Source organism: Fictibacillus sp. 18YEL24 (assembly GCF_015903855.1).
Lineage (GTDB): Bacteria > Bacillota > Bacilli > Bacillales > Fictibacillaceae > Fictibacillus > Fictibacillus phosphorivorans_C.
Map to the genome: position 1 here is coordinate 1 of NZ_JACZDT010000005.1, position 23,956 is coordinate 23,956.

The following is a 23,956-nucleotide window of genomic DNA, read 5'->3' on the forward strand; positions in this document are numbered from 1 at the left end:
AAGGAACTCTTATATTTTTTAGTATTGAGTTAAAGTGAAGATATCATAACCTGAAAGTTTCTTACGGCCATCTAAGTAAGTAAGTTCGATCATGAATGCGATTCCTGCAACTACTCCGCCTAGCTCTTCTACTAACTTGATCGTTGCTTCGATCGTTCCGCCTGTTGCTAGTAAGTCGTCAGTGATCAAGACTCTTTGTCCTGGTTTGATCGCGTCTTTATGCATCGTTAAAACATCTTTACCATACTCAAGTCCGTAATCAACTTTGATCACTTCACGAGGAAGTTTACCTTCTTTTCGGACTGGGACGAATCCTAATCCTAATGTGTAAGCGACAGGGCAACCTACGATAAATCCACGTGCTTCAGGTCCAACGATCACATCCACCTGTTTTTCTTTTGCGTATACAGCAATGTCATCCATTGCTTGTTTATATACTGCACCATCAGACATAAGTGAAGTAATATCTTTAAAACGAATGCCTTCGATTGGGAAATTCTCTACTACTGAAATAAACGGCTTATAATCCATGAATCTTTGCCTCCTGAAAATTACAAACTGGCTTTTGGCCGTGTTTGTTCTGTAAACCAGCTTTTTAAAGAATGATAAGAAGAGTAAACGAGCTGATTTTCAATGTCTGCTTGTTCAAACTTTTTCTGATAGGTTTCAGAGCTTTCTAATTCTCGTTTGCTAGGTTCTTTATTAATGAAAATAACACCATCGTCTATTGTAACAAAATCCAGCTCAAAAAACACCTTTGACATGAAATCTATTGTTTCTTTCGACCAGCCTTTCCATTTCGCCAGTTCTGCACCATCCCTCTTCACGTTAAAGGTTTTTCTTTTTGCAAGAAATCCATAGAACCATTTGAAATGCTCTCTCGTTGGTAACGTCGTGAAAAAGTGTTCTGTACTCTGATGAAACACCGCATAGATCCTTGAAGGTTCACCGATGGTTTCCAGCCATTCTGAAAAGCGAGTTAGAGAAGGAGGAACATCTAAGAAGACTAAATTCTTTTCTTTAAAATAATCCTCGGGTAGAGTCAATAACTCATCTTCACCGATCACTTGATCAGATAGCGCAACAAAATCCTTATGCGTTACTGTTTCTTCTTCAAACGCGATAAAACATGTTTTAGAGTGCGGCAGGCCAATTAATCTTTTTGCAGCATCTTTAAGACCTCTATAATCAAACAGTTGAAAATGATTGACAGAAAGATCTTCAAGAAGAAGCTGAGGCTTTCTATAGCCGTTCCATTCGTTCAGTTGGATCTGTCCAACGATCGAAACTAACGAATAAGGAGTCATCTCTTCTAACAAACTACCTTTTTGAAAACCAATGCAATCGAGAACTGATAGCTCACCATTTCCTACCTGTAACTTGAGGTGATTGGACTGACTTCCTATCTTTTTCATCTCGCGGATCGGAACTTCTTCAACCATTACACGAGGCGATGGGTTGCCAACACCAAAAGGAGATAACGTACTTAACAGCTCAACCGTTTCTAGTGATATCTCATTTAATCTAGCTGTAAGATCGATCGTTGTAACCGGCAGATAATCTTCTGGTTTTAAACATTCCTTAGCTTGCCGGATAAGCCTACTTCTTAATTCATCAACATCATGCATGGAAAGTGTCATTCCTGCTGCCATCGGATGTCCACCGAAATGAGGAAGAATGTCCCTAGATCCTGAAAGGTTCTCAAACATGTCAAATCCTTTGATGCTTCGCGCGGACCCTTTTGCCGTTTCCTTTTCAGGATCCAAACATAGAACGATCGTAGGGCGATAAAATTTCTCAACTAGTCGTGAAGCAACGATACCAATAACCCCCGGATTCCAGCCCTCTTTGGCGAGGACTAACACTTCATTCTCATCAGGAGGAAAACTTTCTTCGACCATCGCGATCGCTTCTTTTGTGATCTCGTTTACGATTCCTTGACGTTCTTTGTTTACAGAATCGATCTCTTGTGACAACATGGCTGATTCGTCTCGGTCAGTTGAAGTAAACAGATCCACCACTGGCATCGCTGAACCAAGTCTTCCTGCTGCATTCACTCGCGGTCCGATCGCGAATCCTACATCTTCAGCAGTCAGCTCTTTTTCATAAAGTCCCGCTACTTTTAGCAGTTCTTGCAATCCGATCTTATCCGTTTTCGAGAGTGCTTCTATACCGAGTTTCGCAATCACTCTATTTTCATCAACAAGCGGTACTAGGTCCGCTATTGTCCCGATGCATGCATAATCAAGCAAATGTAGAGGTGCCTTTCCATGAAGGGCATGTGCTACTTTAAATGCTATACCTACACCTGCGAGTCCAGAGAAAGGATATGTACAGCCAGGTTTTTTAGGATTGATAATGCTATAAGCATCTGGCAATACAGGAGGTGCCTCATGGTGGTCCGTGATAATGAAGTCTAGCCCGATCTCTTTTGCGATATTAGCTTCATGTACAGCTGAGATTCCTGTATCAACGGTTACCACGAGTGAGTAACCATCATCTTTGGCTTTTCTTAGTGCAGGCTCATTCGGACCATAGCCTTCTGTAAAGCGGTTCGGAATATAATAGTCAAACTGTGCGCCGAGTTCTTTAAGTGCATAGTACATTACCGTTGTACTGCTTACACCATCTGCGTCATAATCGCCAAAAATTAAAATCTTCTCATTCGATTCTACAGCTCTATGTATCCGCTCAACGCTCTCTGTCATCCCATCCATCAAGAATGGATCGTGAAATTGATCTGTATCTATATTTAAAAATGCTTCTGCTTTCTCAATCGTTTCAATTCCTCTGACAACCAATAGATTCGCGATCAGTAGAGGGATATCTAATTCTTGTGACAACCATTTTGCCTTTTCTTCAGATGGTTCTTGAATCTCCCACCGTGTTCTAGGCTCCAACATAAAAATCACCTCTTAACCTATTCATTATACAAAACAGGATAAGAGGTGACAATTTATGAATGATATTTACTTTAAATTTCTGGCTCTGCTTCAACTGGACGCGTTTTTTTCGATTTCATCTGTCGTGATTTCATAACGTACCACAACTGAGAAGCGATAAAGATGGAAGAATACGCACCAAATGTTAAACCGATCAACAATGCAATCGAGAAGTTTCTGATTGAATCAGCTCCAAAGATCAATAGTGCAACTGCTGCGATAATAACCGTTAGAACGGTATTGATCGAGCGACCCAACGTTTCATGAATACTTCTGTTTACGATTTCAGCCAGTTTTTCTTGTGTTCTTACTTTTTCAAGTTTCATGTTCTCCCGGATTCGGTCGAACGTAACAATCGTGTCATTGATGGAATAACCTACAATCGTTAGAACCGCTGCAATGAATGGAAGGTCTACTTCTATCCTTAAAATGCTGAATACGGCAATGATCATAAAAGCATCATGCAATAAAGCGACAACTGAGGCAACAGCCATGCTCCATTCAAAACGGAACGCTACATAGATGATGATACCTACAGATGCAATAAGTACGGCATAAAAAGCATTTTGTGCAAGCTCACGGCCAACCGTTGGCGTAACCGTACTGATACTCGGCGGTTCACCGTATTTCTCTTCAAAATGAGTGTTTACCTTCGCTACTTCGTCTTTTGACAAAGCACCTTTAAAGGAAACATTTGCCTGATCATTTTTTCCAGCAAGAACGACCGCTTCAGGCTCAAGCCCAAGTGACTTGAACTCCTCTTCTACACTTTCATTGGTAAGTGTCTCGTTCGCTTGAATATTCACACGCGATCCACTATCAAAATCAATACCAAGCTTCAATCCAGCTGTAAGCAAGAATACAATTCCAATAACAGTAAGGAGAGTCGAGATGATGAAGTAAAGGTTTCTGTTTTTTACAAAGTCGTAATTAAAGCTCACGGATGTCACTCTCCTTTACACCAAACAAGCCTGGCTTCTTATCCATAACACGTGACTGTACCCATAAACCTAGGAAAAGTCTTGTACCGAAAACGGCCGTGATGAAACTTGCCAGAACTGAAATAATTAAAACTAACGCGAACCCTTTTACAGAGCTTGTTCCATACGCGAACAACACAGCCGCTGCAAGGATCGTCGTAATGTTTGCATCAAAAATCGTAGTGAATGAACGACGATTTCCTGCTTTAAACGCACTTAACACAGATTTCCCGCTTCTTAGTTCCTCTTTGATTCGTTCATACGTGATGATGTTAGCGTCAACCGCCATACCTACTCCTAGAATAAGAGCTGCGATACCCGGAAGCGTTAGAACTCCGTTCATCAGATAGAAAATAGCTAAGATCAACCATATATAGATGGATAGCGTGATAACAGCAATGATTCCAGGCACACGATAGAAGATGAGCATGAATAAAAAGATTACTGCAATTCCGATAAAGCCAGCAAATACCGTTTCATTTAATGCTTTCTCTCCGAACTTTGCTCCAACTGATGTCGAATATACTTCATCAAGTTTAACTGGAAGAGCACCGGCGTTTAAGATTTTTGCTAAACTCTGTGCTTCTTCAACAGAAAATTGCCCTGTGATGGTTACATCTTTTTGAGTAAGTTTTTCTCTTACATAAGGTGCAGAAATATACTTTGGCTGTTTTCCAGCAAGTTCTTTTTTCTGTTCTTCTTTAAATGAGTCCCCTTTTTCATAATCTAACCAAATAACCATGATGTTTTCACCTTGCGGCTGACGCTGAAGAACTTCTTCTGTAATTTCAGCAAACTTATCTGCGTCTTTTAGCTTAAGTGAAACGATTGGCTTATTATTTTGTGATTCAAACGTTTGTTTTGCACCATTTCCTTCTAAATCTGAACCATCTAAAAGCACCTTATCATCCACATCTCGGAATGTTAACTCTGCTTGTGTAGATAATAGTTCACGTGCTTTGTTCTGATCGGTTACACCAGCAAGCTGAACTCGAATTCTGTTGTCTCCCTCGATCTGAATCTCAGGCTCTGAGACACCTAACACGTTGATACGGCTGTTCAATGCTTCAACCGTACTCTTTAATGTTTCCTGTGTAATTTTTTGATCTTTTTTCACAGGTTCAACATCGTAAAGTACTTCAAAACCACCTTGGAGATCTAGCCCAAGCTTTGTACCTTTTACGATCTTTTCTGTTGTAAGCCCGATTAGTGCTGCGAACATGATGAGCACAACAAAAAAGATGACGATCTTACTCCTTTTTACCACTTCAAGAAACCTCCTTCATGCTGTATCAAAAAACAACACTATGTATAAGTACGAATACTAACCCTTCCCATTATAGCGATTGTTGTTTTTTTCTGTCAATTTGTCCTGTGAATGTTCATAAATAAAACATAATAAATATAGCTTAACAAAAGAACAAGGCTGCCCAAAAGTAAGTTCTACTCTTGAGTCAGCCCCTCTTCTTTATATGAGCGTATCGTTAGCCACGTCATAAAATCATTTAATGAAAGAGCTAAAATTGTGTCAACCAACGCGTAGAGACGAGGCTCAACTTTCTTTTTCTTTAATTTAGATTGAACACATTCCCATATTTCCTCTTCAGTTACACTTTCATACCCCAAATAATGAAATTCTTCTTTTTTACTTTGTACCGCTGGTTTGACTTCGTTCTTCCATTCCGAAAAATGTGTATTCTCCATTCTACATTCTCTCCTTTTGAGATAAAACAAGCTGTCATGACGGTTCACTCTACTTGCATATAGTGATATATAAGATTGTCCAAGAAGGGACAGGTTAAGATGACAAAACAAACACTCGTGCAAGGAACAATTCTGCTTATATTAGCAGGTCTAGTAACCAAAATTCTCGGCTTCGTTAATCGAATCGTCATGGCTCGTGTCATGGGTCACGAAGGTGTCGGCCTCTATATGATGGCAGTGCCTACGTTCTTATTAGCCGTAACGTTAACAAGGCTAGGTCTGCCGATCGCCATATCAAAACTAGTAGCAGAAGCTGATGCGACAGGAGATCGTTCGAAAGTAAGAAAAATTTTGATCGTATCTTTGGCCATCACAGGAATTTTGAGCATTGTGATCACGATCGCATTGTTTATCGCTGCTCCGTTATTAGCGGAATACTTCTTTACCGATCATCGTACGATATGGCCATTGCTCGCTATCGCACCTGTAGTACCTGTCATTGCTGTTTCCTCGGTTTTAAGAGGGTATTTTCAAGGTCTGCAGAACATGAGACCTTCTGCTTATTCACAGGTCATCGAACAGGTGGTCCGAATTGCTCTCGTGGCATTATTAACAGGTCTATTTCTTCCATACGGCGTAGAATATGCGGCAGCTGGCGCGATGATCTCTGTTATTATCGGTGAGCTCGCATCACTTCTTTATATGTTTTCCATGTTTAAAGTGAAAAAGAAGATGCGCATCCGAAAAGGATTTTTTAAGCAGTTGAAGCAAGGTCATGAAACGATGAAAGACCTCCTTAATATCGCTCTCCCAACAACGGGGAGTCAATTGATCGGTTCTGTTTCCTACTTTTTTGAACCAATTGTAGTGGCTAATAGTTTAGCGATCGCTGGAATCACTACGGCTGTAGCTACTGCGCAATACGGAGAACTTGCAGGTTATGTTATCCCACTATTGTTTCTGCCAACGTTCATTACGTATTCTCTTTCGATCTCTTTAGTACCTGCTATCAGTGAAGCGAACGCACAAAAAAAATACCACTTAATTGAACATCGTCTGAATCAAGCACTCAGGCTCTCCATGTTATCTGGCGGTATTGCGGCTGTGATTATGTATGTATACGCGGTACCGATCATGGACTTGATGTATGATTCACCGGCTTCCGCGTCCTATGTAAAAATCATGACACCTTTTTTCTTTTTCCTTTATTTTCAAGGTCCGTTACAAGCCGTACTTCAGGCTTTGAATCTGGCTCGTTCTGCCATGATCAACAGTCTCATTGGTGCTCTTGTAAAGTTAACAGCGATTTTTGCTCTAGCTACCCGACCCGAGTTTGGGATTATGGGAGCAGCACTTGGAATCGTGATCAGTATCGTCGTCGTTACTCTGCTTCATTTTGCTACAGTCATCAAAGCGATCAGTTATACGATCGTGGTAAAAGATTTTGTCTTATGCCTGCTTTCGATTTTTATAACAGGAGGAGCAGCGGTTTATCTGTATCAGTACATGATGCCGCAATTTTCCCCGGTACAAGGTCTAACAATATGCGTAACGGCAACATGCGGTATCTATTTGTTTGTTCTCGTCTTCTTTAAACTTTTAGGTAAAGAAGATCTTAAACACATACCTTTCATTAAAAGATGGATCTAAAACAGCCAGTTTGGCTGTTTTATTTTTTGCTGTTCAGTTCGTCAACATATAATGTCCCATCTTCATTCAGTGTACAGAACGAAATGTTCTTTATCTCTTTAAATCCAACCTTCTTTAACTCTTGTCTTAACCAAAAAGACGTCTTATCCATCTTTTCAAGATTATCTTCTAAGATCTTTCCGTCCAAAATTAGAGGCATGATCATTTGGATCGGTGTATTTTCAGATTCCTCATCTTTTTTAATTATTGATAGTTTGCCCGTTGTTTCTAATATTCCAAATTCAACTTCGTTCAAACTTCTAATATTGTTCTCACGTAATTGAGTTAAAAGATCATCAAAGTTGTACCGCTGCTTTTTCATCTCATGTTCATCCACTTGACCTTCTTTAATGATTAATGAAGGTTTACCGTCAACGATCTCTCTCATCCTTCTGCTCTTTAATGAAACAAGAGCCAATATAAGCTGGATGCTCAACAAGACAAAGATGGACACGAGGGAATTCAACATGGGAATCGAAGGATCTTCAATTGAGATTACAGCTAATTCTGCGATCATGATCGAAACAACAAAGTCAATAATTGATAACTTTCCCATCTCGCGTTTTCCCATCATTCGAAAGATAACCATGATTAAAAAATAGATAAAAAGCGTCCTGAAAATAATCGTATACAGTTCCATGATTCCCCTCCTTCCATAGTACGTTACATGTTCATTCCATTTCTTAGTGTGGCACAGATATGAAAAAACATGATACGCAGGTTTTGCCAAATAAAAACCAATGGAAACGAAAGGGAAAATACTTGCTTGTACTTCTAATTTTTTCGTTGTCTGAATAAAGTATATAGAAAGCTTCTAGGGATAAGGAGGATCAAAGATGGGGATTAAACACATGGCTTCTTCTATGGGACGGGGTCTGATTGCTGTTCTGCTAATGATCATGCTTTGCAGTTTAGTGCTCTCACTATTGCTGCGGTTTACAGGGCTAACTGAAGGGTCGTTAAAATGGGTGACAGTAGGTCTTTCTTTTTTATCATTATTTATCGGTGGGTTGATTTCAGGTAAGAAAGGTCAGAGTAAAGGTTGGCTGTTAGGTGGGGGTACAAGTCTCTTGTTTTCTTTTTTTGTTTTTCTCGTGCAATACTTAGGCTATCAAAGTACGTTCAACTCCTCTCAGTACATGTATCATGCTCTTTTTCTTTTATTAGCGATCATCGGTGGCATCATGGGTGTCAACTTAAGCAGTCATAAGCAAACATATAAATAAGACCCGTATGAACGGGTCTTTTTGTTATAGTACTGCTTCTTCTTTAACTTCACGGATCGCATTACGATCGAATGTTAACTTTGCGCCATCGTTCGAACGAATAACAGCGATGTTATCATCGATGCTGTCTAGTGTTCCGTGTAGTCCACCGATCGTTACAACTTTGTCGCCCTTTTTAAGGTTAGACTGCATCTCACGAACCGCTTTTTGTCTCTTTTGCTGCGGTCGGATCAACAGAAAATAAAAAATTGCAAACATCAAGATAATCGGCAATATTCCTCCAAGGTTTCCCATACTATTTCACCCCTTTCTATAAGTCAAATATTTATCATTTTTTAGAAATTACGCGCGTTCGGTTTATTGAACCCATACATTTCAAAGAATTCATTTCTAAAATCAAGAAGTCTATCTTCCATGATCGCTTGTCTTACTTGCTTCATTAAGTTTACCAAAAAATATAGGTTATGGTAACTTGTTAATCGGAAACCGAATGTTTCGTTCGCTTTTACAAGGTGACGAATATAAGCTCTAGAGTAAGTTCGGCAAACATGACAGTCACACTTTTCATCGATCGGACGGAAATCTCTTGCATACTTCGCGTTACGGACCACTAGCCTTCCTTCACTTGTCATACACGTTCCGTTTCTAGCGATACGCGTTGGCAGTACACAATCAAACATGTCGATTCCACGGATCGCTCCATCAATAAGTGAGTCAGGAGAGCCTACGCCCATCAGATAACGCGGTTTGTTCTCTGGAAGGTGAGGCGTTGTAAAATCTAAGACACGATTCATCACATCTTTCGGCTCACCTACTGAGAGACCTCCGACTGCATAACCCGGGAAATCAAGCGATACAAGATCTCGAGCACTCTGTTTTCGAAGCTCCTCGTATTCTCCACCCTGCACGATACCAAAAAGGGCTTGATCTTCAGGTCTAGCATGTCCTTTTAAGCAGCGTTCGGCCCAACGGCTTGTTCGTTCAACAGAAGCTTTCATATAATCATATTCTGCAGGATAAGGCGGACACTCATCAAACGCCATCATAATATCAGAACCTAGCGCGTTCTGAATCTCCATTGCACCTTCAGGGCTTAAGAAAAGCTTTTCACCACTCAGATGATTTCTGAAGTGTACACCCTCTTCTTTGATCTCTCTCAGATCACTTAATGAGAAGACTTGAAAGCCTCCTGAATCCGTAAGAATCGGACGATCCCAGTTCATAAATTTATGAAGACCACCAGCTTCTTTTACGATATCATGTCCTGGGCGTAACCATAGGTGATACGTATTGCTCAGTATGATCTCTGCTCCAAGCTCTTTGAGTTCTTCAGGACTCATCGTTTTTACTGTTGCTAATGTTCCCACCGGCATGAAGATAGGTGTTTCAAATGTTCCGTGCGGAGTATGAACTTTCCCTAATCTTGCACCTGATTGTTTGCACGTTTTTATTAATTCATATGTTACTGCTGGTTTCATCTTAGAATATATCCCCCTTAAAGTATAAGCATCGCGTCACCGAAACTGAAAAAGCGATACTTTTCTTCGACGGCTTCATGATATGCTCTTAAAACGAAATCTTTTGATGCTAATGCACTCACCAACATGATTAATGTTGATTTTGGAAGATGGAAATTCGTAATCAATCCATCGATCGCTTTGAACGTATAACCAGGATAGATAAAGATATCTGTCCAACCAGAATCTTCTTCAAACTTGCCGTCAAATTTATTCGCTACCGTTTCAAGTGTTCGTGTACTCGTCGTTCCAACGGTAATAATTCTTCCTCCAGCTTCTTTAACCCCATTTAACAGTTCCGCTGTTCCTTTTGTGACTTGATAAAATTCTGCATGCATGTCATGCTCGAGAACATTCTCTACACTAACAGGTCGAAACGTGCCTAAACCGACGTGAAGAGTAATGAACGTTACATGTACACCAATAGATTTAATCTCTTCGATCAATTCTGTGGTAAAATGCAGCCCCGCGGTTGGAGCAGCTGCAGAACCTTGATGTACAGCATAAACAGTCTGATAACGGTCTTTTTCATCTAGCTGTTCCTTAATGTACGGTGGAAGTGGCATCTGACCAAGGTCATCGAGCAGTTCGTAGAAGATTCCATCGTAGATAAACTTAAGCTGTCTGCCTCCGTGGTCACTCTCACCTGTACAAACTGCTTTTAAACGGCCGTCTCCAAAAGAGATTTCCGTTCCCGGTTTTATTCTTTTTGCTGGCTTAACAAGTGTTTCCCAAGTGTCGTTACCTTCTTCTTTTAAAAGAAGCACCTCTACTTTTCCACCTGTATCTGATTTTTGCCCAAAAAGTCTTGCCGGAAGAACACGTGTGTCATTTAAGACAAGACAGTCTCCTGCTTTTAAAAAATTTTTCAAATCATAAAAATGTTTATGTTCAATTGTTTCTTGTGATCTATCTAACACCATCAATCTTGAAGAAGTGCGGTTCTCAAGCGGTGTTTGCGCAATTAATTCCTCAGGTAGATGGAAATCAAAATCATTTACGTTCATGTAATGTATTCCTGCTTTCTATATAGCACTTTTCTAAGTAAACTTTGCTCGTCTCCATGACAAGTTGATTGGAACGCAGGGTGCAAGACTCCTGCGGGATCAGTGTGACAGTTCAAAAAGCGATAGTGGCTCGTTCAGCTCCGACAAGCGAAAGGCGAACGGTCTAAGAAGGCGTTTGTTTGCCTTCATGACCGATTGACTTTTGACCTCGAGGAGCTAGCCACTGTAGCTAGACAGGTGAGACTCCTAGAAGCGCATAGCGCTAGGAGGCTCACCGCACACCCCGCGGAAAGCGAGCAACCCGGAGAGGAAATCAACCACTTCAAGAGCAAAGTTGCAATAACTTTCTATTTAAATCGACCTATGATCATGAAGATCAAGGAAAGTACAACACTGATGATAATGGATGTCATGATTGGAAAATAAACGGTCGTGTTTCCTTTTTTCCAAACCATATCCCCAGGAAGTTTACCTATATACGTCCCTACTAATCCTATAATAATTAGGACGATTCCTGCAACGATTAACAGTTTGTTCAATCTGCGGAAGCCTCCAGTCCAAAGTATTGATAGGCCTGTTCTGTGACCATCCGTCCACGTGGAGTACGCTGTAAAAAGCCAATCTGAAGAAGATACGGCTCATAAACATCTTCAATCGTCATCGATTCTTCACCTATGGTAGCCGAAATAGTCTCTAGACCTACAGGACCGCCTTTATACGTGTGAATGATCCCTAGTAATAATTTATGGTCAATATGGTCTAAACCTAAACGGTCTACTTGCAGAAGCTCTAAAGCTTTCTGACAGATTGGCAAAGAAATCGTATCTTTGCCTTCAACCTGCACAAAATCTCTGACACGACGTAACAAACGGTTTGCGATCCTCGGTGTACCTCTTGATCTTCTCGCGATTTCTTCAGCAGATAGGTCATCTACTCTTACACCAAAGACATCACCTGTACGCCTTACGATCTCACCTAGCTCATCCGGCTTATAGTATTCCAGCCTTGCAAGTACCCCGAAACGATCTCGGAGAGGAGCTGATAAAGAACCCGCTCTTGTGGTCGCGCCGATCAATGTGAAAGGAGGCAAGTCTAATCTCACAGATCTTGCAACCTCTCCTTTTCCGATCACGATATCTAAACAAAAGTCTTCCATTGCTGAATATAAAATCTCTTCTATGGCACGAGATAATCGGTGAATTTCATCGATGAACAGCACATCACCCGGTTCTAACGATGTTAGGATAGCTGCCAGGTCACCAGGCCGTTCAATAGCTGGCCCACTAGTTGTTCTCAAGTTAACTTCCATCTCGTTTGCAATGATCGATGCCAGCGTGGTCTTACCTAAACCAGGTGGCCCGTACAACAGGACATGATCAAGAGGTTCGTTACGAAGTTTTGCAGCTTTAATAAAAATCCGCAAATTATCCTTTACGGAGGTTTGTCCAATATACTCGTCTAGTAGTTCAGGGCGCAGGCTTAACTCGATATTTGCTTCATCTCGACGTTCCTCTGAAGAAACAATTCTCTCTTCCATACATCCTCACGTCCTTATGAATTCATTAACTTCTTTAATGCCGCTTTAACATATTCGTTTGCTGACATCTTTTCTTTTTTCAGATCCGGAAGAATTTTTTGGATTTCTTTTCTGCCATAACCTAAGACAGCAAGAGCTTCAAGTGCTTCGTCAAGTTCATCACTATCTGGTTCAACATCTGCAAAAAGTCCATCCGTGAATTCTACATCAGCGAAGATTGAGATCTTACCTTTCAGATCTAAGATCATCTGACGTGCCGTCTTCTTTCCTACACCAGGAAATTTCGTTAGGAACTTTTCATCTTCCTGTTCGATCGCATTGACCACCTGCTCAGGCTGACCGAAGGCAACGATCGCTAATGCTCCCTTTGGACCGATTCCAGACACGTTCAATAGTTTTAAGAACAAGTCGCGTTCCTTTCTATTCTTAAAACCATAAAGTGCCAGTATATCCTCACGAACATATTGATACGTATATACCGTTTTTTGATCGTTTAATTTATAAATAAACGGATTTGGACATAAAATTTTATATCCGATTCCATTATTGTTAATAACAATATATTCTGCCGTTATGTAATCTACATTTCCAGAAATACTTTCAATCAAATTCTTCTCTCCCTAACGCTAAACACGAGCGTATGTTTCTATTGCTTATTGTATCATAGGCTCTCCCTTAAATCCTTATAAAAAGTGAATTTGATTACTTTGTGAACGTCCGTTGAGGACGTATTTTGTACACTTTCAGATGAAATTTAAATAAGAAACTCTTTAACATACTTTTAAAAAAGAAGGAGGTTCCATAAACAACAAAAAAGAACTGATCAAAAGTTGATTTAACTTCTGACAGTTCTTTTTTATTCTAGCGGTTGTTTTCGAAAGGACGTTTTATCGCATTTCCAAGATCACTGCCGGCATTTACGATATCGTTGCTGATTCCGCGAACATCTGATTCAACTTCCGTGTATGCACGGCCATCTCGCAGATCGTTATCAACGTTCTCAATGCGGTTAACCATATCTCGATCAGCTACAATTTTCACATCACGATTTGGTGCCAATTTAGAAGTGATCTCTCTAACTTTGTTAGTTAGTTCCGTCCTCTTCTTATTATCCGTGTCTATTCCTACAATGACGTTGTTATCCTCAAGAATAACGTGAGCATCGTCTACACCCCGGATGTCATTGACATTTTTCGCAATACGATCAGCAAGTTTACCATCATAGTCTTCATGGTAAGTTGCAGTATGATCATTTACATCTCGATCAGCCATATCAGTTATGAATCCATTACCGCGGTCAAGATCACCACGATTATCTCCCTCATTTGAGTAGTACCCAATCGGTCGAACATCGTTGTCATTCTTATCCTGTGATTCATTTACACCATTACAGCCTACAAGACCTACTGCTAGGATTGTTACGGTAAGTGATTTCCCTAATAAGTTCAATGGAAAAACCTCCTTTCACCATTAGCTTGGCAGAAGAAGGCTCTAATTAATCTGTTAAATGTAGGATGACTGTTAACTCATCCTCTTCATTATCTTTTCAACAAATTTTTTTCTGTGAGAAAAATCTCGCAACGTAAACCTTGTTACAGCTTCAATCATTTCATTGTCACCCGTTTTAAGGGCCCTATTCCATTCTCGATAGAGGTCTGTAGGAAATACTAAGCAAATAACAAACCATTTTTTAGTAAAACATTTTAAGAAATCTTCATTTCCAACCTCTTCCATTTTAGCGTAAGACCAATGCCAAAACGGTAAGATTCGATTTGCATACTGCAGCCAATCAAAGGCTTGAGGAACTGCTGCAAAAAGGTCAAAGTCAATCAGATACGTGTCTCTATCTTTATACTTCACAAAATTATGTGGAGCAACATCGCCATGTGTAATCTCTTTTTTCTTATATGCTTTTTTCTCCAGCGTTTTTACAGCTTCATGATCGAAATGACTTAAGCTCCAATCTCCCCACATTATGATTTCAGAAATTAAAGGTTGCATCTGATGATTCCAATTTGCAGATCGTGCATGAAATTTAAAGGCGTTCAATCTGTCACTCCATTTTTTAAACAAAGAATATGAAGACAATTGTTCATAGAGTGGTACCGGTATATGTTTTGAGAAAGAATGAAAACGGCTGATTGCCTCAACTCCAGCTTTTACATCGTCCTTTTTGCCAAAATGAAGACCTTCTCCTTTATAAAACGGCATGATTGCCCAAATGTATTTTCCGAATTGAACGGTTTTTTTCTGATTCGGAAATGCCGTATAAGTGCCCATAATCCTCGGCTTTTGCCCATGATAAAGTTTAGAGAGCTTTAATTGTTTGCTGCAAGTTTCGGATCGGTTGAACCCTTTTAAAACAAATTTTCCTTGTTTGGTTTTTATCCAGATAACGTTCTCTCGAAAAAAACCAAAGTCAAGCACTTCAAGACCCATTTCATTCATCTTTTTTAAAAAAAGACGATCCCCTTGGAAATCGTCCCTTACGTCCCTATTCATCTTCTTCCGTTTCTTCCGTAAAATTCTCATCTATTTCACGAGATTGAGCTTGTGAATAAGGGTTAGGCATACCTTGTTGCATCTGTTGAGGCATCCCAGGCATTCCTGGCATTCCACCGCCCTGAGGCATCATACCCATCTGGCCCATTCCTGGCATTCCCGCGCCTTGCGGCATCATACCCATCTGCGGCATTCCTGGCATTCCCGCACCTTGCGGCATCATACCCATCTGACCCATTCCTGGCATTCCACCACCTTGCGGCATCATGCCCATCTGACCCATTCCTGGCATTCCCCCGCCTTGTGGCATCATACCCATCTGTGGCATTCCTGGCATTCCACCGCCTTGCGGCATCATGCCCATCTGTGGCATTCCTGGCATTCCCCCGCCTTGTGGCATCATACCCATCTGCGGCATTCCTGGCATTCCGCCTCCTTGAGGCATCATACCCATTCCCATTTGACCCATCTGTGGCATTCCACTAAATCCTTGTGGCATACCCATAGGCATCATGCCCATTGACCCTGGCTGTTGCATTCCCATCTGCATATCTTGCATCTGTTGACCGCCAGGTGTATATTCTCCGGAAGGCATTTGATCCATATCTGAATCAGGGTATTCTCCAAAAGGCATAGAACCTCCCTGCTGCATACTACCTCCACCTTGTTGACCACCTTGAGGGTATCCGCCACCATAGAGTTGTGGCATTCCGCTGAACCCTTGTGGCGGCATCATTCCATAACCCTGTGGCATTTGAGAATAGGTTTGTGGTTTAGGAAACATCGGCGGCATAGAACCATACATGTTCTGCATCATTCCAGATGATTCTTCCATTAAAAATGGATGTTTATTTGGCGCGTAGCCATCTTTTCCTGCATATATCCCGTGCTTGCTCGCCACATTTGGTTGGTTTGGCATATTAGGTTGGTTTGCCATGTTTGGCTGGTTTGCCATATTTGGCATGTTCGCTATGTTTGGTTGATTTGCCACATTCGGCATGTTCGCTATGTTTGGTTGCTGATTTGGGTATCCCATCGGAACATAATGCCCTAGATTTGAGGACTCCACCATTCCAGCAAAATCTTTATCATGAATAGGTGCCATAGGCTGCTTCATCGGTGCTTTCATCGGTTGATCTTTTAACATTGGAACATCTTTTTTCATTGGTGAGTCTTTTTTCATAGGAACATCTTTTTTCGACGGAGCATCCTTTTTCATCGGAGCATCTTTCTTTTCCATCTTTGTTGGTGCTGGTTTTAAAGGCGCCGGCTTCATTGGTGCTGGTTTCATTTCTTGTTTTACCGGAGCTGGTTTCTTTGGTGCTGGCTTAACTGGTGCTGGCTTCGGAGCCTCTTGTACAGGTGCAACCGGTTTTTCTTTAACCGGTACAATAGGCTGTTCTTTCTTCATACCTGGCATCTTGATCGGGATTTTAATCTTTTCCCCCCGTTCAATTACATCTGTTTTGGAGAACCCTGGATTTGCTTTTCTTAATTCATTAACTGGTACATCATATTTTTCAGCAATCTTGTCGAGTGTGTCCCCTTTTTGCACAATGTGTATTCTCACGCTGCAAAACTCCCTCCTGCCAAATTTCCTTACAGTATATGAACATTTGGGCATATTGCTACATCGTATTAGAAGTGACATTATTCCTTTATCAATTTATGCCTCATAAAAGAAGGTTATGACAGGGGGAGAAACACTACATCATTCGATTCAATGCTGTTATCGCATATTTTTTTGTTTCTTCATCTACTTTAATAACGTTTTCTACATTTCCGTCTACTATATTTTCAAGCGCCCATAAAAGGTGTGGCAGATCAATTCGGTTCATCGTAAGGCATGGGCATAGATTCGGGTTTAATGAAACAATTTTCTTGTCATTGAATTGTTGAGCCAGTCTGTTCACTAGATTCATCTCTGTTCCTACAGCCCAGCTTGTTCCTGGTTCTGCATGTTTGATCGTCTCAATAATAAAATGAGTAGATCCGTTCAGATCACTAGCTCTTACAACCTCATGTGTACATTCTGGATGAACAATAATCTGGAACTCCGAATGATTTTCTCTAAAGTCGGCAATCTGACCCACCGTAAACTTTTCATGAACAGAACAATGTCCTTTCCATAGGATCACTTTAATTTGTTCGATATCCGTACCGTCATAGATCAATCGGTTTGAGATCGGATCCCAGATCGCCATATCTTCTAGTGCTATACCTAGATCAAATGCAGTATTTCTTCCCAAATGCTGATCCGGAAGAAACAGCAATCTTTCTTTTTGACCGAAAGCCCAGCTTACCATCTCTTTAGCGTTGGAAGAAGTTACTGTAGCCCCTCCATTCTTCCCGCAAAACGCTTTTATCTCCGCTGTTGAGTTCACATAAGTAAGTGGCAGTATCGTATCACCGAAAAGCTTTTGAAGTTCAATCCATGCTCTCTCGGTCTGATGAATATTCGCCATATCCGCCATCGAGCAGCCTGCTTTCAGATCTGGCAGAATGACCGTTTGATTATCAGTGCTCAACATGTCAGCTGTTTCAGCCATAAAATGGACACCACAGAATACGATAAAGTCAGCATCTTTATTCTCTGCAGAAATTTTTGCAAGCTGAAGAGAGTCCCCTGTAACATCTGCAAATTGAACGATTTCATCTTTTTGATAATGATGAGCCGGAAGGAACAAACGATTTCCTAAACTGCTTTTAATCTCGTGAACCCTAGCTTCCATTTCTTCAACTGACATGGTGCTATATCGATCTGGTAATACATTTGTTTTAGAAAACGTTTTTAATAAAGTCATGTTTTACAACTCCTTTAACATTCATGCTAATGTCTAGTGCTTTATAAGAGTGAGTTAAGTAACCGAGAGAAATGTAATCAACACCGGTTTCACTATACTTCTTAATCTCATCCAGTGTAATCCCGCCAGAGGCTTCCGTTATAATACTTGAAGGTACATGAGTAAGTCTTTGTTTAATCTCTTGGGGGCTGCAATTATCAAACATGATAATATCCGCTCCAGCTAAGACAGCTTCAATCACTTGTTCTTCCGTCTCTGTTTCTACTTCTATCTTTACGGTGTGTCCACACTTTTTACGCGCTGTTTCTACGGCTTCTCGAATAGAAGGAAATCCCGCTAAGTGATTATCCTTTAGCATCACGGTATCGTAGAGTCCAAACCGGTGGTTGTATCCTCCTCCACATCGGACCGCATACTTTTCAAACATTCTTAATCCTGGTGTCGTCTTTCTGGTATCACAAATACGAGTATCACCTTCACACCAAGAGACTGCTTCAGCTGTGATCGACGCTATACCTGACAGACGTTGCAAAAGGTTGAGTATGACTCTTTCACCAGATAGAACACTCTGTCTTCTCCCCGTGATCTCAGCTAATACTGTACCTGCAGCAAACTTCTCTCCTTCGTTGATAAAGATACTCGTTTGTATGCCGCTATCAATCAATTCATATCCAATAGATAAAATTTGTCCACCAGCCATTACTCCATTTTCTTTCGCCATAATCGTTGCGGTGACTTCTGTGTGATCTTCAAAAAGAGACGCTGACAAGTCTCCTGATCCAATATCTTCAATTAAAAATTCCTGCAGCTGTTTTTTCAGCAATAATGGATTCATCATGCCACAAACTCCTTATTATATTTTTTGAGTTCCATTCATTGTTCTGAGATGGAAAATCATTGCGATAATGACTTCCTCTGCTTTCTTCTCTCTTCAGGCAACTTGTTACTGTCAACCATGCGATGGTCTGCATATTGAACCTCTTGATCACAGAAAGGGGTTCTTTGAGCAGTTCTGTTCTCCACGATCCGAGGTCTAGGATTTCTGCAGCATTTATCAATTCTTTTTCACTTCTCACGATGCCCGCATATTTATCCATAAGACGTTGAATCTCTTCTTCTTGCAGAAGATTTCGGCGCTTAATGGATTTCTCGTCGTTCGAAATCTTTCTTTTTATAATTGCAGGACGCGTATCCGATACCTCTGATGAAAGAATACTTTTTGCTGCTTCTTTTGCAAAAACTGCTCCTTCAAGCAGAGAATTACTCGCTAACCGATTTGCACCATGTACACCCGTATTCGCGCACTCTCCTATCGCATACAGCCCTCGCAATGAGGTCTTTCCGGTTTGATCTGTAACGATTCCACCCATCGTAAAATGCGCACCAGGTGATACAGGTATCAGCCCTTTATTCAAATCGATACCAGCATTCTTGCAAAGCATCGTCACTCCAGGGAATTTACTTTTAAATTCCTTAATCAAAGAAATATCCAGGAAAACTTTCTCACCGTGAACATGAATCTCTTGAAAAAGTCTCTTAGATACGATATCTCGCGGTGCAAGGTCTTTTAACGGATGAACATCCTTCATAAAAGGAACACCACTCGAATTGACCAATATTCCACCCTGACCACGAACAGCTTCGGTGATCAATCCTGCAGGTACTCTTCCTGATAAAAGGGTTGGATGGAATTGGACAAACTCCAAGTCCGAAAGTTCTACGCCGGCTCGATAAGCCATGCATAGAACGCTCCCATCCGATCCATATGCATTTGAGGTCGTTCCATAGATTCCCGCATAGCCTCCACCAGCCAATATTGTATTTTTAGCTTGAAAAATCGTGGTTTGATTTTCGTCATCCTTACAATATACACCGACACACTTTTGATCTTGTATGATCAAATCAACTGCATATTGATGGCTGACCATCTTAACCTTTTTTCTTACTCGTCGAATTAAAGCTTCAATCACTTTTTTACCTGTTTGATCTCCTCCAGCATGAACAATACGGCTTCGATGGTGTCCGCCTTCTTTACCCAACATAAAAGAACCGTTCTCATGTCTGTCAAAGCTTACTCCCCATTCAGTAAGTGTACGAACGACACTTTCTCCTTCTTTCACAAGTTGTTTGACCGCCTCTTGATCATTATGATGGTGCCCTGCCTTGAGAGTATCTAAAAAATGCTCCGCCCAAGAGTCCTCTTTATCTATAGCTGCAGATATTCCCCCTTGAGCTAAAAAAGAATTTGATTTCTCTGCAGAAAACTTTGTGATAACTATCACATTCTTATGCGAACTTAAATATTCAGCAGCCATCAATCCAGCGATTCCTCCGCCGATAATTAAAACATCTGCTTCCATATGTTTCATAAACACAAAACACCTCAACTTTACACGTGTCTTGACACCTATATTTACATAGATTTAAACTAGATACAACTATTTTATTAAAACTGAGGTGGAAACCTTGATATATCTTGATTATGCAGCAACTACACCATTGTCTGATTCAGCGCTTAACGCTTTCGTACAAACTTCTCAAACTTATTTCCAAAATACAGAGAGTCTTCACGAGGGTGGGCTAGCAGCTCGCGATTTATTGGAACATGCTCGGTGTTCTTTAGCTGACTTGTTAGGTAAAGAAAGTGAGGGGATCTATTTTACTGGCGGAGGATCTGATGGTAATTTTCTGGCTATTACTTCTTTAGCACATGGAGCAAACTATAAAGGAAAACACATTATCTCATCAAGTATCGAACACCCTTCTGTTGATTATGTTCTAAAATTCTTAGAGAAGAGCGGGTATGAGATAACTAGAATTCCCGTACAAAAGAATGGAAAGATCTCAATTGATACGTTGCTGTCTTCTATTCGACCAGATACCGTTCTAGTCACCATTCAGCATGTGAACAGTGAAACGGGAATCGTTCAGAATATTAGAGAGATCGGTGCACTTTTAAAGGATCGTGGTGTTCTGTTTCATAGTGATTGTGTTCAATCATTCGGAAAATGGAATAAAAGTTATTTTCAATCTATGAGTATTGATGCTTTTACAATGTCTGCACACAAGATAAACGGACCAAAAGGAACCGGTGCAGTATACATTTCACCATCTGTTCACATAGCTCCTCTTCTAGCTGAAGTCACGCATGAACGGGGATTCCGAGCAGGTACCGTTGATCTCCCATCAGTAACAGCTTTTGTAACAGCAGCAGAAGAGGCATTTCAACTACAGCATGAACACTATCAGCATGCTGTTGACATGCGAAAACAACTCATATCGTCTATACTTACAAATAAGAACATAGCCTTTGAAGGCTTTGATGACAGCTCTCCTTTCATCATTCCAATCCGGGTAAAAGGGATGGAAGGTCAGATCATGATGCAAGAACTTAACCGATTAAAAATCGCTGTTTCAACAGGATCAGCATGTAAGAACGGACAGCAGGCACCTTCTAAAACCTTACTTGCACTTGGAAGAACTGAGAGTGAAGCTCATGAATTAGTCCGAATATCGACTAGTCATCAAACAACTTCTGAAGAAATTACTTTACTTGGCAAAGTACTTATCGAAATAACAAATACATTCAGATCGGTTAGTGAGGTAATAACAAGATGAGTAACGAGAAATTAAAAGGTGATGATAGACGTTCGCAGCTCATAGAATGGCTGATGAAAGCTGACAAGCCGCTTAGTGGTTCTATTCTCGCCACTAGAACGAATGTGAGCAGACAAGTTATCGTACAAGACATGTCACTTTTAAAAGCAAGCGGTGAGCCGATCATGGCAACAGCTCAAGGCTATATTTACTTGAAGAACGACTCAAACAAGAAATACTCGCGCGTGATTGCTGCCAATCATCCACCAGAAGAAACAACAAACGAACTCATAACAATCGTGGATTACGGAGTTACAGTCGAAGATGTGACCGTTGAACACCCTGTTTATGGAGATATAAAAGCTTCACTCAAACTCTCAACACGAAAGGATGTTGAAGATTTGATTAAACGCCTAAGAGAAACGAATGCCAGTCTTTTAAGTGAATTAACAGAAGGCATTCACATGCACACTCTCTCATCAGACTCTGAAGAGAAACTCGATAAAGTTTGTGGTGCCTTAAAGGAAAAAGGTTTTTTATTATAAGCTAAAAAGAAATCCCTAGCTGTATCAGCCAGGGATTTTTCTATGCGCCCGTTCCTACTACTTCAACTCGTTCAACCGTTTCCATACGGTTTAATGTGCTTAACAAGTCCTTCATATCTCCTTGAAGCATGTTTGTTTCGATCGTCAATGTAATATGTGCACGTCCCTGCAATGGAATCGTCTGATTGATCGTTAATACGTTGCATCCTTGGGAAGCAACGACTGTTAACAGGCTCGACAGGGCACCAGATCTGTCTTCTAAGTGAATGGAAAGTGTAATAATTTTTTCTTTTACCATCGTATGAAACGGAAAGATTCCATCACGGTATTTATAAAATGCACTTCGGCTCAAGCCAACTTTTTCTGCGGCCTCTGCGACTGTTTTAACTTTTCCTCGATCTAAGAGAGACTTTGCTTCCAATGCTTTTTGCATAGATTCGGACAATACATCTTCTCTTACCATATAATACTGCTGGTCATTTTTCATTTGGCTTTCCTCCGGTGACTTTCTTACCTTTATTATAATAGGATTGGCTTCCTATGTCTATCTCACACGGACATTTGTATAAAACAAAGACAGCCTACAGAATAGGCTGCCTTCTTTTAATCGATAAATTCGAACTCATATTTTAGGATTCGAACAACATCGCCATGCTCTGCTCCACGATCACGTAAAGCTTGGTCTACACCAAGAGTACGCATTTGTCTTGCAAAACGCTTTGTTGCTTCTTCTCGAGAAAAGTCTGTCATCTTGAACAGCTTTTCAATCTTCGGACCATTGATAACAAAAATACCTGCAGGGTCACGAGTAATGTAGAAGCCAGCATCTTCTTTTTCGTGCTTATATAGAACCCTTTGCTGTTCTCCACCATCATCATGAATAAGCGGGAACTCAGGTGTTACTTCAAGAGTATCTGCTGTAGTGAAAAGCACTTCTCTGATACCTTGACGAGAAATCGCAGAAATCGGGAATACTTTTACGTCTTCTCCCACTTTTTCTTTGAAAATTTCAAGGTTTTCTTCAGCACCTGGAATGTCCATTTTGTTAGCAAGTACAATTTGAGGACGTTCCATTAATCGCATGTTGTACTGATTAAGTTCATCGTTAATTTTCACGAAATCATCATAAGGATCTCGTCCTTCCATTCCAGACATGTCGATAACATGTAGAATAACACGTGTTCTTTCGATATGTCTTAAGAATTGATGACCGAGTCCGATACCTTCGTGAGCACCTTCGATCAAACCTGGAAGATCAGCCATTACAAAGCTTCTTCCATCTTCAACCGCAACAACACCTAAGTTAGGAGTGATCGTTGTAAAATGGTACTCAGCAATTTTCGGCTTAGCTGCTGAAACAATCGATAAGAAGGTTGATTTCCCTACACTCGGAAATCCGACTAATCCTACGTCAGCTAAGACTTTCAATTCTAACGTTACTTCTCGTTCTTCACCTGGTTCACCGTTCTCAGCAATTTCCGGAGCCGGATTTGCAGGAGTGGCAAAACGAGTGTTTCCACGGCCGCCTCGACCGCCTTTAGCGATGATCGCTTGCTGCTGATGATGCACAAGGTCAGCAATCGTTTCTCCTGTATTAGCATCTGTAACGACAGTACCAGGAGGAACTTTAACAATCATATCGTTCGCTTTTTTCCCATGCATGCCCTTAGACATACCATGTTCACCTCGAGGGGCTTTAAAATGACGGTTGTAACGAAAGTCCATAAGCGTTCGTAAGCCTTCTTCAACTTCAAAGATTACGTTTGCTCCTTTTCCTCCATCACCACCAGCAGGACCACCGTCTGGAACGTATTTTTCACGGCGAAATGCAACCATTCCGTTTCCGCCGTCGCCTGCTTTTAAATAAATCTTGACCTGATCGACAAACATTTCATTCTCCTCCTTC

Annotated in this window: 22 protein-coding genes and 1 pseudogene; 4 read left to right on the forward strand and 19 right to left on the reverse strand. The window is 40.8% G+C overall.

Going from position 1 to position 23,956, the window contains the following annotated elements; genetic code table 11:
- Positions 1 to 18: 18 nt before the first annotated feature.
- From HU823_RS15395 to HU823_RS15410, 4 genes and pseudogenes are all read right to left on the reverse strand, one after another.
- Positions 19 to 531 carry an adenine phosphoribosyltransferase gene (locus HU823_RS15395; protein WP_144698846.1) on the reverse strand — a complete coding sequence of 171 codons (513 nt, stop codon included), beginning with the start codon at positions 529 to 531 and terminating at the stop codon, positions 19 to 21.
- Positions 532 to 551: 20 nt separating this feature from the next.
- The gene (recJ, locus tag HU823_RS15400; RefSeq protein ID WP_197222627.1) at positions 552 to 2,903 is read right to left on the reverse strand and encodes a single-stranded-DNA-specific exonuclease RecJ; all 2,352 of its coding nucleotides are present in this window, start codon (positions 2,901 to 2,903) and stop codon (positions 552 to 554) included.
- A 71-nt stretch (positions 2,904 to 2,974) separates the two neighbouring features.
- Positions 2,975 to 5,189: pseudogene (secDF, locus tag HU823_RS15405) on the reverse strand (protein translocase subunit SecDF).
- A gap of 176 nt (positions 5,190 to 5,365) precedes the next feature.
- On the reverse strand, positions 5,366 to 5,626 hold the full coding sequence (locus tag HU823_RS15410) for a post-transcriptional regulator (RefSeq protein ID WP_197222628.1): 261 nt from the start codon (positions 5,624 to 5,626) through the stop codon (positions 5,366 to 5,368).
- 99 nt (positions 5,627 to 5,725) lie between these two features.
- Here HU823_RS15410 and spoVB point away from each other — a divergent pair, with 99 nt between their 5' ends.
- A complete protein-coding gene (gene spoVB, locus HU823_RS15415) occupies positions 5,726 to 7,276 on the forward strand; it encodes a stage V sporulation protein B (RefSeq protein WP_186320472.1) in 1,551 nt (516 codons plus the stop codon).
- Positions 7,277 to 7,295: 19 nt separating this feature from the next.
- Here the strand turns inward: spoVB and HU823_RS15420 are convergent, their stop codons facing one another.
- Complete coding sequence (locus HU823_RS15420; RefSeq protein ID WP_197222629.1) at positions 7,296 to 7,955, reverse strand: DUF421 domain-containing protein; 660 nt, start codon at positions 7,953 to 7,955, stop codon at positions 7,296 to 7,298.
- 196 nt (positions 7,956 to 8,151) lie between these two features.
- On the opposite strand from HU823_RS15420, the gene HU823_RS15425 reads away from it, so the two are divergent.
- Positions 8,152 to 8,541: a TIGR04086 family membrane protein gene (locus HU823_RS15425; RefSeq protein WP_225218661.1), complete on the forward strand. Its 390-nt coding sequence runs from the start codon at positions 8,152 to 8,154 to the stop codon at positions 8,539 to 8,541.
- Between the two features lie 24 nt (positions 8,542 to 8,565).
- Here HU823_RS15425 and yajC read toward each other — a convergent pair whose 3' ends face one another.
- The 12 genes from yajC to nadB form a co-directional block, all read right to left on the reverse strand.
- Complete coding sequence (gene yajC, locus HU823_RS15430; protein ID WP_144698838.1) at positions 8,566 to 8,835, reverse strand: preprotein translocase subunit YajC; 270 nt, start codon at positions 8,833 to 8,835, stop codon at positions 8,566 to 8,568.
- A 41-nt stretch (positions 8,836 to 8,876) separates the two neighbouring features.
- Positions 8,877 to 10,019 carry a tRNA guanosine(34) transglycosylase Tgt gene (gene tgt, locus HU823_RS15435; RefSeq protein ID WP_144698836.1) on the reverse strand — a complete coding sequence of 381 codons (1,143 nt, stop codon included), beginning with the start codon at positions 10,017 to 10,019 and terminating at the stop codon, positions 8,877 to 8,879.
- 17 nt (positions 10,020 to 10,036) lie between these two features.
- Positions 10,037 to 11,065 (reverse strand): tRNA preQ1(34) S-adenosylmethionine ribosyltransferase-isomerase QueA, encoded by a 1,029-nt coding sequence (gene queA, locus HU823_RS15440; RefSeq protein ID WP_197222630.1) that lies wholly within the window; start codon positions 11,063 to 11,065, stop codon positions 10,037 to 10,039.
- A 347-nt stretch (positions 11,066 to 11,412) separates the two neighbouring features.
- Positions 11,413 to 11,604, reverse strand: coding sequence for a DUF2905 domain-containing protein (locus HU823_RS15445; protein ID WP_144698832.1), 192 nt, complete (start codon positions 11,602 to 11,604; stop codon positions 11,413 to 11,415).
- Entirely contained in the window at positions 11,601 to 12,602 is a 1,002-nt protein-coding gene (gene ruvB, locus HU823_RS15450; protein WP_144698830.1) for a Holliday junction branch migration DNA helicase RuvB, read from the reverse strand. The genes HU823_RS15445 and ruvB overlap by 4 nt, the downstream gene beginning before the upstream one ends.
- Before the next feature lie 14 nt (positions 12,603 to 12,616).
- Positions 12,617 to 13,210 (reverse strand): Holliday junction branch migration protein RuvA, encoded by a 594-nt coding sequence (gene ruvA, locus HU823_RS15455; RefSeq protein WP_197222631.1) that lies wholly within the window; start codon positions 13,208 to 13,210, stop codon positions 12,617 to 12,619.
- Positions 13,211 to 13,463: 253 nt separating this feature from the next.
- Positions 13,464 to 14,051, reverse strand: a complete 588-nt coding sequence (locus HU823_RS15460) for a YhcN/YlaJ family sporulation lipoprotein (protein ID WP_144698826.1) — start codon at positions 14,049 to 14,051, stop codon at positions 13,464 to 13,466.
- Positions 14,052 to 14,123: 72 nt separating this feature from the next.
- The gene (locus HU823_RS15465) at positions 14,124 to 15,104 is read right to left on the reverse strand and encodes a hypothetical protein (protein WP_197222632.1); all 981 of its coding nucleotides are present in this window, start codon (positions 15,102 to 15,104) and stop codon (positions 14,124 to 14,126) included.
- On the reverse strand, positions 15,097 to 16,674 hold the full coding sequence (locus tag HU823_RS15470) for a LysM peptidoglycan-binding domain-containing protein (protein WP_197222633.1): 1,578 nt from the start codon (positions 16,672 to 16,674) through the stop codon (positions 15,097 to 15,099). Before HU823_RS15470 ends, HU823_RS15465 begins: the two co-directional genes overlap by 8 nt.
- Before the next feature lie 136 nt (positions 16,675 to 16,810).
- Positions 16,811 to 17,908, reverse strand: a complete 1,098-nt coding sequence (gene nadA, locus HU823_RS15475; protein ID WP_197222634.1) for a quinolinate synthase NadA — start codon at positions 17,906 to 17,908, stop codon at positions 16,811 to 16,813.
- The gene (gene nadC, locus HU823_RS15480; protein WP_197222857.1) at positions 17,883 to 18,743 is read right to left on the reverse strand and encodes a carboxylating nicotinate-nucleotide diphosphorylase; all 861 of its coding nucleotides are present in this window, start codon (positions 18,741 to 18,743) and stop codon (positions 17,883 to 17,885) included. Before nadC ends, nadA begins: the two co-directional genes overlap by 26 nt.
- Positions 18,697 to 20,277, reverse strand: coding sequence for an L-aspartate oxidase (nadB, locus tag HU823_RS15485; RefSeq protein WP_197222635.1), 1,581 nt, complete (start codon positions 20,275 to 20,277; stop codon positions 18,697 to 18,699). The genes nadC and nadB overlap by 47 nt, the downstream gene beginning before the upstream one ends.
- Positions 20,278 to 20,374: 97 nt before the next feature.
- Here nadB and HU823_RS15490 point away from each other — a divergent pair, with 97 nt between their 5' ends.
- Both HU823_RS15490 and HU823_RS15495 read left to right on the forward strand, forming a co-directional pair.
- Positions 20,375 to 21,526, forward strand: a complete 1,152-nt coding sequence (locus HU823_RS15490) for an IscS subfamily cysteine desulfurase (protein ID WP_197222636.1) — start codon at positions 20,375 to 20,377, stop codon at positions 21,524 to 21,526.
- Positions 21,523 to 22,050 carry a transcription repressor NadR gene (locus HU823_RS15495; RefSeq protein WP_144698816.1) on the forward strand — a complete coding sequence of 176 codons (528 nt, stop codon included), beginning with the start codon at positions 21,523 to 21,525 and terminating at the stop codon, positions 22,048 to 22,050. Before HU823_RS15490 ends, HU823_RS15495 begins: the two co-directional genes overlap by 4 nt.
- Positions 22,051 to 22,090: 40 nt before the next feature.
- Here HU823_RS15495 and HU823_RS15500 read toward each other — a convergent pair whose 3' ends face one another.
- Both HU823_RS15500 and obgE read right to left on the reverse strand, forming a co-directional pair.
- Positions 22,091 to 22,537 (reverse strand): ACT domain-containing protein, encoded by a 447-nt coding sequence (locus HU823_RS15500; RefSeq protein WP_137788756.1) that lies wholly within the window; start codon positions 22,535 to 22,537, stop codon positions 22,091 to 22,093.
- Positions 22,538 to 22,653: 116 nt separating this feature from the next.
- Positions 22,654 to 23,940, reverse strand: coding sequence for a GTPase ObgE (obgE, locus tag HU823_RS15505; protein ID WP_144698812.1), 1,287 nt, complete (start codon positions 23,938 to 23,940; stop codon positions 22,654 to 22,656).
- Positions 23,941 to 23,956: the final 16 nt, after the last annotated feature.

Bases quoted from the DNA above. Each gene is read 5' to 3' on its own strand.
- tgt (WP_144698836.1), bottom strand. From the start codon at position 10,019: ATGAAACCAGCAGTAACATATGAATTAATAAAAACGTGCAAACAATCA.
- nadC (WP_197222857.1), bottom strand. From the start codon at position 18,743: ATGAATCCATTATTGCTGAAAAAACAGCTGCAGGAATTTTTAATTGAA.
- nadB (WP_197222635.1), bottom strand. From the start codon at position 20,277: ATGAAACATATGGAAGCAGATGTTTTAATTATCGGCGGAGGAATCGCT.
- recJ (WP_197222627.1), bottom strand. From the start codon at position 2,903: ATGTTGGAGCCTAGAACACGGTGGGAGATTCAAGAACCATCTGAAGAA.
- spoVB (WP_186320472.1), top strand. From the start codon at position 5,726: ATGACAAAACAAACACTCGTGCAAGGAACAATTCTGCTTATATTAGCA.
- HU823_RS15500 (WP_137788756.1), bottom strand. From the start codon at position 22,537: ATGAAAAATGACCAGCAGTATTATATGGTAAGAGAAGATGTATTGTCC.
- HU823_RS15410 (WP_197222628.1), bottom strand. From the start codon at position 5,626: ATGGAGAATACACATTTTTCGGAATGGAAGAACGAAGTCAAACCAGCG.
- ruvB (WP_144698830.1), bottom strand. From the start codon at position 12,602: ATGGAAGAGAGAATTGTTTCTTCAGAGGAACGTCGAGATGAAGCAAAT.
- HU823_RS15425 (WP_225218661.1), top strand. From the start codon at position 8,152: ATGGGGATTAAACACATGGCTTCTTCTATGGGACGGGGTCTGATTGCT.
- yajC (WP_144698838.1), bottom strand. From the start codon at position 8,835: ATGGGAAACCTTGGAGGAATATTGCCGATTATCTTGATGTTTGCAATT.
- HU823_RS15395 (WP_144698846.1), bottom strand. From the start codon at position 531: ATGGATTATAAGCCGTTTATTTCAGTAGTAGAGAATTTCCCAATCGAA.
- HU823_RS15420 (WP_197222629.1), bottom strand. From the start codon at position 7,955: ATGGAACTGTATACGATTATTTTCAGGACGCTTTTTATCTATTTTTTA.
- nadA (WP_197222634.1), bottom strand. From the start codon at position 17,908: ATGACTTTATTAAAAACGTTTTCTAAAACAAATGTATTACCAGATCGA.
- HU823_RS15495 (WP_144698816.1), top strand. From the start codon at position 21,523: ATGAGTAACGAGAAATTAAAAGGTGATGATAGACGTTCGCAGCTCATA.
- HU823_RS15465 (WP_197222632.1), bottom strand. From the start codon at position 15,104: ATGAATAGGGACGTAAGGGACGATTTCCAAGGGGATCGTCTTTTTTTA.
- queA (WP_197222630.1), bottom strand. From the start codon at position 11,065: ATGAACGTAAATGATTTTGATTTCCATCTACCTGAGGAATTAATTGCG.
- obgE (WP_144698812.1), bottom strand. From the start codon at position 23,940: ATGTTTGTCGATCAGGTCAAGATTTATTTAAAAGCAGGCGACGGCGGA.